12 protein-coding genes and 1 riboswitch are annotated in these 12,532 nt (G+C 45.6%); of the genes, 7 read left to right on the top strand and 5 right to left on the bottom strand.

Annotated features, from left to right (window positions below; genetic code table 11):
• Nucleotides 1-30: 30 nt before the first annotated feature.
• Nucleotides 31-909, bottom strand: coding sequence for a LysR family transcriptional regulator (locus EFK13_RS20000; protein WP_129507158.1), 879 nt, complete (start codon nt 907-909; stop codon nt 31-33).
• A gap of 129 nt (nt 910-1,038) precedes the next feature.
• On the opposite strand from EFK13_RS20000, the gene EFK13_RS19995 reads away from it, so the two are divergent.
• Both EFK13_RS19995 and galE read left to right on the top strand, forming a co-directional pair.
• Complete coding sequence (locus EFK13_RS19995) at nt 1,039-1,545, top strand: YbhB/YbcL family Raf kinase inhibitor-like protein (protein ID WP_129507159.1); 507 nt, start codon at nt 1,039-1,041, stop codon at nt 1,543-1,545.
• 114 nt (nt 1,546-1,659) lie between these two features.
• Nucleotides 1,660-2,682: a UDP-glucose 4-epimerase GalE gene (gene galE, locus EFK13_RS19990; RefSeq protein ID WP_129507160.1), complete on the top strand. Its 1,023-nt coding sequence runs from the start codon at nt 1,660-1,662 to the stop codon at nt 2,680-2,682.
• A gap of 36 nt (nt 2,683-2,718) precedes the next feature.
• On the opposite strand, the gene EFK13_RS21290 is transcribed toward galE, so the two are convergent.
• The gene (locus EFK13_RS21290) at nt 2,719-3,648 is read right to left on the bottom strand and encodes a zinc ribbon domain-containing protein (RefSeq protein ID WP_129507161.1); all 930 of its coding nucleotides are present in this window, start codon (nt 3,646-3,648) and stop codon (nt 2,719-2,721) included.
• Between the two features lie 275 nt (nt 3,649-3,923).
• A riboswitch (guanidine-I (ykkC/yxkD leader) is annotated at nt 3,924-4,026 on the top strand.
• A 69-nt stretch (nt 4,027-4,095) separates the two neighbouring features.
• Here EFK13_RS21290 and EFK13_RS19980 point away from each other — a divergent pair.
• A complete protein-coding gene (locus EFK13_RS19980) occupies nt 4,096-4,932 on the top strand; it encodes a YitT family protein (protein WP_064815714.1) in 837 nt (278 codons plus the stop codon).
• A 39-nt stretch (nt 4,933-4,971) separates the two neighbouring features.
• On the opposite strand, the gene EFK13_RS19975 is transcribed toward EFK13_RS19980, so the two are convergent.
• Nucleotides 4,972-6,429 carry an aldehyde dehydrogenase family protein gene (locus EFK13_RS19975; protein WP_129507162.1) on the bottom strand — a complete coding sequence of 486 codons (1,458 nt, stop codon included), beginning with the start codon at nt 6,427-6,429 and terminating at the stop codon, nt 4,972-4,974.
• Between the two features lie 185 nt (nt 6,430-6,614).
• On the opposite strand from EFK13_RS19975, the gene EFK13_RS19970 reads away from it, so the two are divergent.
• From EFK13_RS19970 to EFK13_RS19955, 4 genes are all read left to right on the top strand, one after another.
• Entirely contained in the window at nt 6,615-7,508 is an 894-nt protein-coding gene (locus tag EFK13_RS19970) for a PucR family transcriptional regulator (protein ID WP_129507163.1), read from the top strand.
• Nucleotides 7,509-7,628: 120 nt separating this feature from the next.
• Nucleotides 7,629-8,726, top strand: a complete 1,098-nt coding sequence (gene msmX / locus EFK13_RS19965) for a maltodextrin ABC transporter ATP-binding protein MsmX (RefSeq protein WP_064815720.1) — start codon at nt 7,629-7,631, stop codon at nt 8,724-8,726.
• 103 nt (nt 8,727-8,829) lie between these two features.
• Nucleotides 8,830-9,558, top strand: a complete 729-nt coding sequence (locus EFK13_RS19960) for a ZIP family metal transporter (RefSeq protein WP_129507164.1) — start codon at nt 8,830-8,832, stop codon at nt 9,556-9,558.
• Nucleotides 9,559-9,660: 102 nt separating this feature from the next.
• Nucleotides 9,661-10,500: a polysaccharide deacetylase family protein gene (locus EFK13_RS19955; protein WP_129507165.1), complete on the top strand. Its 840-nt coding sequence runs from the start codon at nt 9,661-9,663 to the stop codon at nt 10,498-10,500.
• Between the two features lie 12 nt (nt 10,501-10,512).
• On the opposite strand, the gene EFK13_RS19950 is transcribed toward EFK13_RS19955, so the two are convergent.
• The gene (locus EFK13_RS19950) at nt 10,513-10,707 is read right to left on the bottom strand and encodes a hypothetical protein (protein WP_129507166.1); all 195 of its coding nucleotides are present in this window, start codon (nt 10,705-10,707) and stop codon (nt 10,513-10,515) included.
• A 57-nt stretch (nt 10,708-10,764) separates the two neighbouring features.
• Nucleotides 10,765-12,453 (bottom strand): M56 family metallopeptidase, encoded by a 1,689-nt coding sequence (locus tag EFK13_RS19945; RefSeq protein WP_129507167.1) that lies wholly within the window; start codon nt 12,451-12,453, stop codon nt 10,765-10,767.
• Nucleotides 12,454-12,532: the final 79 nt, after the last annotated feature.

Genomic DNA, 12,532 nt, shown 5'->3' with positions numbered 1-12,532 from the left:
ACGTCAACCGGCAGATTGATTTTTCAGTTGCTATACTTGTTCACGCTGCATAAAGTCATGTAACATGGCGTGAAAATGCTGAATGTCCTCGCTGTTTCTTTTCCACATCATAAACGTTTGGGACGCCGGCAATTCTAGATGCGGGGGTGTGCTTACAGCCATCAGCTTTTTTTCGGCTTCTTCCTGTTTAATAATGTAGGCAGGGAGGAATGATGCCCCCATTCCCGCTTTCATCATGTGGACAGCCGTATCCGTCTGCCCGACAGCCATCATTTGAAGCTGCGGATAATGTGATCGGATGTTATCTAAAAAGGCATCCCCATATGACGGATGATCATGCGTCAGCAGCCGATAGCGGCTGAAGACAGATGCAGCATCCGCAGTCTTGTTTTCTTGGAAGGGAGCCGCCAGACAAAGCGTGCCTTCGCATATGTGCTGATAATAAAGCGTGGCGGAGTTCGGGTCTTTCCGCGACAAACCAATATCAGCTTCATTGTGTTCCACCGCTTGTTTAATATCGTCAGATCCAGCCACTTGAGTTGAAAGTTCGACATGCGGGTGTTTTTGGATATAGGCTGGGAGAAAGCGAGGCAAGATATAGGCCGCAATGTAGGGGTGTACGGCCAGCGTGAGTGATCGGCTGTATCCTTGCTTCCATTGGCTGACTTTTTGCTTTCCGGCTTGGTATACATGGATCATTTCTTTGGCATAAGGCAAAAAGAGCCTGCCTTCGTCAGTCAGTACGACCCGTCTTCCGCTATGTAAAAACAGCCGCATGCCCAGTTCATCTTCCAATTTCCTCATATGCTGAGAAACGGCAGGCTGTGTGAGATACAGACGCTCAGCCGTCTCTCTGAAGTTCTCTGATTCCGCTGCGGCAATAAAGGTTTGCAGCCATTTTAAATCCATGAAATATCTCCTTCACTGCAAGTAATCAATAACAAATTGTTACGTTTACATGCGCATTTGTTTATCACTGATTATACATTCATTCGTTTAATATACCTATAGAACGAAAAAATGGAGAGAGGGATTCACATGAACATATACGTAGAAGCAAATCCATACTTACATGACAAGTACTCAAAATACGCGGATGAAAACGATAAGAGAGAGGGGAATCCATTTGTATCCTTTCCGATTCGTTTTGAGGACATCCCGCCCGGCGCAAAGACGCTCGCACTTACTTTCATCGATCATGACGCGATTCCCGTATGCGGATTCAGCTGGATTCACTGGACAGCGGCTAATATTCCGGCGCACATCGGAGAACTTCCCGAACATGCAAGCGAGGAGAGACAGGACTTGATGATACAAGGGCAAAACAGCTTTGCTTCACCGCTTGCGGGAAGCAATGATCCCAAGGTGATCCACCAGTATTGCGGACCGACGCCGCCTGACAAGGATCATACTTATACGCTGACGGTCTATGCTTTAGATGCAGAGCTGAATCTTCAGCCGGGCTTTTATATGAATCAACTCTATCGGGAAATGAAAGAGCGTATTCTCGCTGAGGCCTCTATCGAATTGCTGGCAAGGGTTTAAATCTTAAATATGAAGAAACTATTAATAAACGATTAAACTTCTTAAAAATGGATGTAGGCCGGTCCTAAACACTATATAATGATAACAGGTCATTTTTTAGGGAGGGTTTACATCATGGCAATACTTGTTACAGGCGGTGCCGGGTACATCGGAAGCCACACATGTGTTGAATTATTGAACAGCGGCTATGAGATTGTCGTTCTTGATAATCTATCTAACAGTTCGGCTGAGGCGCTGAACCGTGTCAAGGAGATTACGGGAAAAGATTTAACGTTCTATGAAGCGGATCTATTGGACCGGGAAGCGGTAGATTCGGTTTTTGCGGAAAATGAAATTGAAGCTGTGATTCATTTTGCGGGGTTAAAAGCAGTCGGTGAATCTGTGGCCATTCCGCTCAAATATTATCATAACAATCTGACAGGAACGTTTATTTTATGTGAGGTCATGGAGAAATACGGCGTCAAAAAAATCGTATTCAGTTCATCCGCGACAGTGTACGGCGTTCCGGAAACATCACCGATTACGGAGGACTTTCCATTAGGCGCGACAAATCCTTATGGGCAGACAAAGCTCATGCTTGAACAAATTTTGCGTGATTTGCATACAGCCGACAATGAGTGGAGCGTCGCGCTGCTTCGTTACTTTAATCCATTCGGCGCGCATCCAAGCGGACGGATTGGTGAAGACCCGAACGGCATTCCGAATAACCTCATGCCGTATGTGGCGCAGGTAGCCGTCGGCAAGCTTGAGCAATTAAGCGTATTCGGAAATGACTACCCGACAAAAGACGGCACAGGCGTACGCGATTATATTCACGTCGTTGATCTCGCGGAAGGCCATGTCAAAGCGCTGGAAAAAGTTTTGAATGCCACAGGAGCCGATGCATACAACCTCGGAACAGGCACAGGCTACAGCGTGCTTGAAATGGTCAAAGCCTTTGAAAAAGTGTCAGGGAAAGAGGTGCCGTACCGATTTGCGGACCGTCGCCCGGGAGACATCGCCACCTGCTTCGCAGATCCTGCAAAAGCCAAGCGGGAACTGGGCTGGGAAGCGAAACGAGGCCTTGAGGAAATGTGTGCTGATTCTTGGAGATGGCAGTCTTCTAATGTGAATGGGTATAAGAGTGTAAAATCATAAACAAAAGGGCTGGGGGGGTTCTCCAGCCCTTCTTAATTATTGATCCAAGTTTACTTCAAATGTAAATGGATTGATTGTAATATCGTAGTTTTCGGAAGACCCTTCTAAAATAACATTTGCTGTTTTGCTTTCGATTTTAGGGAAAACGATAATCCCTTCAGTTTTAACTCCCGGTAAGATTTCACTTTGAATTTCAGGATACTCAGAAAGGTCAGATTTAGGCTCAATCTGTTTATTATCAGCTGTAATTTTGGCATTAAAGTCATAAAAGCTGATTTCATCTTGTGATTTGTTTTCTATCTTTACATACAGGCGAGTTTCTTTTTCAGCAAGTTCAACTTTTTGAAGTGTGAGTGCAAATCCGTGCTGGTTCTGTGTTTTATCCACGTTAATTGTTTTTTGAGCTGGCGCAAAAGCTGTTGCATAGTCGCTTTTTTCGATGGAATCGGCAATGATTCTCGGCGCTGAAACGGAACCGCCCAATGCGTTTTCACCATCATATTTGTCTTTCACCGTGCCGACTACATGAATAATGTCGTCATCTTTAATATCTAAATCAGAATCGTCGCTTATAATAATTGTATTTTTGCTTAACTTTTCTGGATTATTATAACCTTGAAGATATGTACCATCATCGTCTTGTTCAACATCAAAAACTTTTACATACAGATCAACTTTATAGTTTTTAAATTGATTGGCATTGGTATATAGTTTTTCCATATCAGCCTTTTGTATTGTTTTTGTCGAATTTTTAGAGTCGGAGCTGGTTGTTGTAGTAGAAGCTTGAGAATCTCCGCTGTTTCCCATGTTCGCAATTATGATAATGACAACTATTGCTAGAATAACCGTAATAATTTTATGTCTCATAAAAAAGTTACGTTGGTCTTTACCGCAATTCGGACATTTTTTTACACCTTTTGCAATCTCTTGACCGCAAGCTTTACAGTGTGTTAGTTTACCTGACATTATATTTCCTCCTATGTAATTAAATGTTTAAAATATATGTTCTATTTTGCCTATATATTTTCGTATAGTCAATGATAAATTGGGATTGAGATTTTAATTTATATTTTTAAAAAAGGTACTTTTTATCATATCGGTTAAAACTCTCATTTATTAACAGTTAAATATCTTTTTTATTTCTCTTAATTTACTGATTAAATCTCCGCAAATACCCCTTGAACCAATTCAAACCGTCCCTTATAATGCTAATATTGGAAAGTGAAAATGATAGGATAAAAACAATGGTTTTCTAGGGTTCCGCAATGTAAATTGGACTGTGACCGAGAGAAAACACATAGCGGCTTGGCTGTTATGACACGGTGGGATAAAAGCCCAGGAGTTTCTGCTCTTTTGCGAGAGCGTACTCCTGGGTTTTTTTGTTGATACTATCTGGAGAAGGAGTGTTTTGTGATGAAAAAGAAAATGCTTGATGTGCTGATGCTTGTGATTGGCGCTTTTTTCTTCGCGCTTGCAGTGAATTTGTTTGCAATTCCCAATGACCTTGGGGAAGGCGGGGTCACTGGGATTACGCTGATTTTGTATTATGTGTTTCAATGGTCTCCCGGGGTAACGAACTTTATCTTAAATGCATTTCTGCTTTTAGTCGGCTACAAATTTCTAGACGGTAAAACCACTGTCTATACAATCATTGCCGTAGCGGCGAATTCGCTTTTCCTCCATCTGACACACGGCTGGAGCACCCCGTCTGATGAATTGATCATCAATACGATTTTCGCGGGTGTATTTGCGGGAGTCGGGATCGGGATGATTATCCGGGTTGGCGGGACGACAGCCGGTTCTGCGATTCTGGCCAGAATTGCTAATAAATATTTAGATTGGAATGTGAGCTACGCGCTTTTATTTTTTGATTTGATTGTGGTATTTAGCTCTTATTTTATTATTGGTGCGGAAAAAATGATGTTTACGATCGTGATGCTGTATATCGGTACGAAAGTGATGGACTTCATTATTGAAGGCTTGAATACGAAAAAAGCCATTACGGTCATTTCGGAAAATAAGAGTGAGATTGCCGAGCAGGTGAATACCTTGATGGATCGGGGCGTGACGATTTTATCAGGGAAGGGAAACTATACGGGCCAGTCAAAAGAGATTTTGTATATCGTCATTAACAAACAGGAGCTGTCCATGCTGAAGAAAATCATCAGAAGCTGTGACAAAAAAGCGTTTGTGATCGTTCATGATGTACGCGATGTGTTTGGCGAGGGGTTTGTTGATATATCTAAATAAAAAAATCCCTCTGCGCGTGAAGCAGAGGGATTCGTTCGTTTAAAACGGATATTTGCGGTATTGCTTCTGTATCGAAATCCATTTCGTCATGGTAAACTCCTCAACCACCCAAGGATTTCCGAAGCGGCCGACACCGCTTGCTTTGTTGCCGCCAAAGGCGATATTCGGCGAGTCATTGACGGACTGGTCGTTGACATGGGTCATGCCGCTGTCAATTTGCAGGGCGAACGTTTCACCTTTTTCTAAATCAGAAGTGAAAACCGCCGAGCTCAACCCGTATTCAGTGTCATTTGCCATGTCAATCGCTTCCTGATCGCTGGAGGCTTTGATAATGGTGGCAATCGGGGCGAACAGCTCCGTTTGGGCAATTTTGCTGTTATTGTCAGCTCCGACAAAGACATACGGTGTGAGTACGTTTCCGACGCGTTTTCCTTCAACCGCAAGCTCAATGCCGTCTGCCTTTGCCTGCTCAATGATTTCCAGCGCTTTTTCGATTTGGCGCTCGTTGATCAGCGGGCCGACAACGGTTTTCGGATCAGTTTGATCACCGTACGGAAGCTGTTTGACACGGGCAGTGAATTTTTCAACAAACTCATCGTACACATCTTGATGAACGATGATCCTGTTGATAATCATGCAGATTTGTCCCTGGTGAATAAATTTCCCGAAAATCGCGGCGTCCACCGCACGGTCGACATCCGCGTCTGAGAGGACGGCAAACGGGTTGTTGCCGCCGAGCTCAAGGGCCATCCGCTTGAAGTCACGCCCGGCGATTTCACCGATGCGGCGCCCGACTGCGGTTGATCCCGTAAAGCTGATTAATCTGGGGATTGGATTGGTGAGCATGGCGTCTCCGATTTCCTTTAAATCCGTCAGCATGACGTTGAGGACACCCTCAGGGAGACCAGCGTGTTCAAACGCTTTCGCAATGATGGTTCCGCCAGACAGAGCGGTTTGGATATCAGGCTTGTGAACAACACTGTTTCCTAGCGCAATTGCAGGCGCAATGGTTCTCATTGATAAATTCATTGGAAAATTAAATGGTGAAATCGATGAAATGACACCGAGCGGAAGGCGGTAAATCTTATTGATTTTCCCTTCAATATCGGATGGAACCTCTTTGACGCCGCCTAATTCGCCTGTATATGTCATGGCTTCATCTAAAATCGCAATTGTTTGGTCAAGCTCGATCGTTGATTTAATGATCGTACCGCCGGTTTCGCGGGAGATCATCATGATGATGTCATCACGGTTTTCCTGTAAGTAGCCGCGCGCTTTTTGCAGGACTGCTTTTCGGTCCTCTGCTGTGCTCTTGGCCCACTCTTTTTGCGCCTGCTGTGCAATGTCAAAAGCACCTTTCAGCTGTTTGCTTGTTGCCAGAGATGCTGTTGTTATCACAGACTGGTCATACGGATTCAAAATGTCCTCCGTACGCCCGCTTTCCCCTTCGGTCCATTTTCCGTTGATAAAACTTTTGTTTAATGCTTCTAAATCCATTCTAGATCATCCTCCTTTGGTCCTGCATACCTTCTTCTATTTCCGGTGTTGCCAATATGTAAACGAATGAGGTTTCTCTCTCAGTTTCTCGTCTATCTATGCCGGATATATGCTTTTTTATTGGAGAACCTGTGCGTTTCGCCTTATACTGGATATACAGATCCTTACATATGAGAGGAGACCTTATGAAATCGATTTTGGCTATTTATCCCGGGTCGATTGTGTCTGAGGAGCTTTGCGTAAAGGAAGACTGTCTATGCTTTTTTGATGAGAACAGTCAAAGATATATCTCTATTCCGAAAACGGAAATCAGCGAAAAAGAGACATTGCTGCTGCAGTCATTTTTGACGCCTGCCGATGAGGCCGATCAAATGTCTTTGAAGCCGCCGGAAGAAAACAAATGGTTTGCGTTTCTTTTTTCCAGCGGGGAAGTGCCGGCGAATGTAAAGAAGAGGACGAGATTTGTTCATTTTCATTTGCTCGGTAAAATAGAGCGCGCGTCTTTTGCCGAAGCGGTTCGCCATTTTTGGCCGGTGCCTTTTGTGATTGTGTGGCTGCATGAGGACAGAGGCGTGATTGTCGAGCAGGAAAGTGAAGCGGCGGCGGGGAAAGACGAACTTGAATCACTCGCTAAAGTTCTTGAAAGTGATTTCTACTTCAGTGTCCGTTTTTATGCCGGAAGATTTTATGAACCGGATGAGAGTCTGCGTAACCATTACGCCCGTGAACAGACGTATTTCTTGTTTGCTGAAAAACGGCTGCCTCAGATGCAGAGTGTGACCTTTGAGATGATATTTCCTTTTTTATTATTAGAAACAGAAAAAGAAAAGCTTGAAACGCTGCTCTCTGAAGAAGCTGATGTTTTATTTGGAAATGAATCTGAGCTGAGGAAAACGATTAAGCTGTTCATTGAAAACAATTCAAACGTGACGTTAACGGCGAAAAAGCTGCATCTGCATCGCAACAGCCTGCAATATCGAATTGATAAATTTATTGAGCGGTCAGGGATAGACATTAAAACGTATAAAGGCGCGCTGCTCGCCTATTTTATCAGCCTGCAAAGTAAAGATTCAGAATAAATTGGAAATGTGCACGAAAAATGGCTGGCTGATTTTATGAATGCTGCCCATTCCAGTGATAGGAAAATGCTGTTACACTCATTTTAAGAAAGCGTTTACAATTACAAAGGGGGATATTACATGGCTGAATTGCGGATGGAGCACATTTATAAATATTATGATCAGAAGGAAGCGGCTGTTGACGACTTTAACCTTCACATTGATGATAAGGAATTTATCGTATTCGTCGGCCCGTCAGGCTGCGGGAAATCAACGACGCTGCGGATGGTCGCAGGGCTTGAAGAAATTTCGAAAGGCGATTTTTATATTGAAGGAAAACGGGTCAATGATGTAGCGCCTAAGGACAGGGACATCGCGATGGTATTTCAAAACTACGCGCTCTATCCGCATATGACGGTCTATGATAATATCGCGTTCGGGCTGAAGCTTCGAAAAATGCCTAAGCCTGAAATCAAAAAAAGGGTAGAGGAAGCCGCTAAAATTCTCGGGCTGGAGGAATATTTGCACCGTAAACCGAAAGCGCTGTCAGGCGGGCAGAGACAGCGGGTCGCGCTTGGACGGGCAATCGTTCGGGACGCAAAGGTGTTCCTGATGGATGAGCCTTTATCGAATTTGGACGCGAAGCTAAGGGTGCAAATGCGGGCGGAAATCATTAAGCTCCACCAGAGACTGCAAACCACAACGATTTACGTGACACATGACCAGACAGAAGCGCTGACGATGGCGACACGGATCGTGGTCATGAAAGACGGAAAAATCCAGCAGATCGGGACGCCAAAGGATGTATACGAATTCCCTGAAAACGTATTTGTCGGCGGTTTTATCGGCTCACCGGCGATGAACTTTTTCAAAGGAAAGCTGACGGACGGCGTAATCAAAATCGGTTCTGCGGCATTAACCGTGCCGGAAGGGAAAATGAAGGTGTTGCGTGAAAAGGGCTACATCGGAAAAGAAGTCATTTTCGGCATCCGTCCTGAAGATATTCACGATGAATTAATTGTCGTGGAATCGTATAAAAACTCTTCGATAAAAGCGAAAATCAATGTCGCAGAGCTGCTCGGTTCTGAAATCATGGTTTATTCGCAAATCGACAATCAAGACTTTATCGCGCGGATCGACGCTCGCCTCGATATTCAATCAGGTGACGAGCTGACGGTTGCGTTTGATATGAATAAAGGCCATTTCTTTGACAGTGAGACAGAAGTCAGAATCCGCTAAGTTCAAAACCGGACATGGAGACATGTCCGGTTTTTTGTGTTCTCACTAAGGTTTACAGAAAAAAACGCAGCGGGTAGTGGTTGGTAAGAAAGGAGAGATAGAGATGTGGCATGCGGCAATGTGGGGCGGGATCTCAGGCTCTGCTGTTTTGCTGGGCGCGCTGGCGTCCATGTTTCTTCCGATTCGCAAACAGATGATCGGCTATATTATGGCTTTTGGCACAGGCGTATTAATTGGCGCGGCCGCTTACGAGCTTCTTGGTGACGCAGTGGCGGAAGGCGGAATCGTGTCTACGGGCGCGGGATTTATTGCAGGGGCAGTCGTTTTTACGGTGTTTGATTACGCAGTTTCCAAAAGAGGCGCTTCACAAAGAAAGAGATCGGGACAAGCAGCCGCCAGCGGAGGAGGGATCGCTATTTTTATCGGCACCATCATGGACGCTGTTCCGGAATCAATCATGATTGGCGCCAGCCTTCTCGAAGAACAATCGGTCAGCTTCCTTTTGGTGATTGCGATTTTTATCAGCAACATACCTGAAGGGCTTTCCAGTACAGCTGGAATGAAAAACAGCGGGTACTCAAGAACGAAAATTCTGCTGCTTTGGGCCGCGGTGCTCGTGATTTCAATTCTCGCATCATGGTCAGGATTTTTCTTTCTCGACGGTGCTTCTGAAGAAGCGATGGCAGCGATCGCAGCGTTTGCGGGCGGGGGCATCATTGCGATGATTGCTTCAACGATGATGCCTGAGGCGTATGAAGACAGCGGTCCGATGACAGGCTTAATCGCTGCACTTGGCCTGTTAACCTCGCTGATTTTGAATCAGTTTTCTTAAATGTGAGCCGGCCATGATTTCATGTCCGGTTTTTTGCTATTGAAAATCTCAGAAACAAACCGATGAAAAAGGAGGAAGAAATAGACAGAAAGCAGGGAACCGATGAAACGTTTTATCCTAAGCATTTTTCTTTTGGGAAGCTGCTTGGCTCTCGCGGCATGCGCTGATAAAGAGGCGAACGCGGAGCAGCAGATGCCGAAAGCGGAACAAAAGAAACCGGAACAAAAGACAATACATGTTCAGAAGAAAGAAGACGATACATCCGCATGGATCAAAACAGAGAAACCGGCAAAGCTGCCGATTTTGATGTACCACAGCATTTCCTCTGGAAACAGCCTCCGTGTCCCAAAGGAAGAGTTCGAAGCGCATATGAAGTGGCTGCACGATAACGGCTATCAGACATTAACGCCAAAAGAGGCGTATCTTATGCTGACACAGGATAAAAAGCCGAGTGAGAAATGCGTATTGATCACGTTTGATGACGGATACACCGACAATTATCAAGACGCGTATCCGGTGCTGAAAAAGTACGGGATGAAGGCGACGATTTTTATGATCGGCAAATCGATCGGACATAAGCATCATCTGACAGAGGACCAAATGAAAGAAATGGCACAGCACGGCATATCGATTGAAAGCCATACGATTGACCACCTTGAGCTGAACGGGTTAACGCCTGAACAGCAGCACAGTGAGATGGCTGATTCGAAAAAGCTGTTTGATGGCATGTTTCATCAGCAAACCTCTATCATCAGCTATCCGGTAGGACGCTACAATGAAGAGACGCTGAAGGCCGCTAAAGAAACGGGCTATCAAATGGGCGTGACGACAGAACCGGGCGCGGCATCGAGGGACCAGGGAATGTATGCTCTTCATCGCGTGCGCGTGTCGCCGGGCATGTCAGGCGCGTCTTTCGGCACGTACATCGAGTCGATGAAATAAAAAAGGAGGCGCTCAATCGCCTCCGCCGCCACAGCCGGAATCGCTGAAACCTCCGTCACTGCCGCATCCATCATGGTGCGAGCTATGATCTGAATAACCGAAGAAACCGCTGTCCGCCTGCTGGCGGCTTTTATTTTCCGAGGGCTGCGGCTGAATGACTGAAAGAAAAACAATAATAGCTATAATCAATAAGATGATCACAATCACTTCTCATCACTCCCTTTTTTCACCATATCTGTTATACGGGTAAAACGCTGATCGGTTTCATTTCAAAGAGATTGACTCTTTCAGCCGGTCTCTGAGCCAGCGCTTCAGCACCCCTTGTCCTTTGTTTGACAATAAAGTGCTGACACGCCAGTACATAGGGGGATGAGGAGCGAACTGAAAATCGATTAATCTGAAAAGCCAGCTTTTATCGCGGGTGAGAGAGTCAATCTGAATCTCATCCGCATCTGCCTCAGAGCTGTAAGCACTTTGCTTCTGTATATCCTCATCCTGCCTAACCGCCAAGATCCTTAAGGCTTCGGCCATTTGTTTGTGCCCGCCTTCCAGCAGTGCTGCGCCAAGGTTGTCGGCGCGCACCTCCATCCATTGCGAACAAAAGGATTGATAGAGCTGAAACAGGAGGATCGTTGCCATGATGAAAGCCCAAAGCGCGATTTTGTGAGCCTCGGGGCGGGTTATTTGCTGTTCAATTAAGAGGATGATCCCCACGACGGCTCCAAGATATAGAAAACGCAAAAGCTGTGAAGACAGAACGTCACGCTTTTTAATATGAATCGCCTCATGGGCCAGAATGCCTTCGATGACACGCAGCGGCAGAGGTAGTGTGGCGCTTGTCAGAATGACCATTGACCTTCCGACATTCATGCCGACTGCCATTCCGTTGTAATCATCACTCTCCGTTTCGTATATGCGGACATGGGAAATGCCGGCCTTGCGGAAAATCTTGTCGGCCGCTGCCTGTACATCCTGATGCTGACAAGGCTTGGCGTCCATTGCCGCCCGCAAAACACGGTCTGACAGATACATGTTGAATACCCAGTACAGCATCACGGCACCGCCCATGATCCACGGGGAGGCATGTAATGCGTATAACGCAAGCACCAATAGGGCGTAAGCTGATACGCCTTTTACGCTGACGGCAAAATAAAGCTTCCCAAGCAGCCGCTTCACATTTTTTCTATGATAAAGCGGCAAAACAGAAACCACAGTGTCCACTTTGATTTCTGCATTTGTGTACTCCCGGAGGAGCGCTTTCCATCTTTGGGGTTCTTTCACCGTCAGAAACAATGTTTCGCCGGGAAGAGACAGTTTGATGACTTGCTGAAAGCTTGTTGTCAGATCTAAACGGGATGAATACATCGTCAGAAGCGGATGGAGCTTTAAGAGATCAGCTGTTGATTCAAGCTGAATGTCTTTCAAATCGGAAAGCGGGTATGTGCGGGTTTCATAACGTGAGCTGATGTGCAATTTTTCTAAGGGTGCTGAATACAAAACGGTTACACTGAAAACATTCAGTATTCGTTTCACCAATGCCCCTCCGCCGGAGATCATACCGAAAAGGATCACATACTTAAGGGCGCTTGGGTCAGGGCCATAGATGAAAAAAATGATGGCGCCCGCAAACACAACGGCGGTTAACGTGATGTCTGACAGGAGACGTGTTTTGTTTCTGGCAAGCTCGACTTCCTGCCAGTGTCCCGATGGTTTTTCCGCGCGCTCAGAGACAGTGAGATCCATTGCGGTCCAATAGCAGTAGAACATTGTCGCGATCGAGACAATGCCATCCATGAATGATTGATGAGAGAAGATATAAACGGCAGCGCCAACCCAAAGAACGATATCAATCCAGAAATCTGCGGCCGGAATGAGTTTTGCTGCCAGGGCTGATATAAAGTAAAGTCCCAGCCCGAGAATCACAAAGAGAAATAGATCTGTTCCCATAGGCATGCCGAGTCCTTTCTATCTAGTATTTCCAACTATTACTATAGCATGGGATGGGAACTTGCCAAAACATGGACATGCAAAA

It is taken from the genome of Bacillus cabrialesii (assembly GCF_004124315.2).
In the GTDB taxonomy this organism is placed as follows: Bacteria; Bacillota; Bacilli; order Bacillales; family Bacillaceae; genus Bacillus; species Bacillus cabrialesii.
Note: the sequence above shows the minus strand (reverse complement) of the source record. Positions and strands in the feature narration are given on the sequence as shown.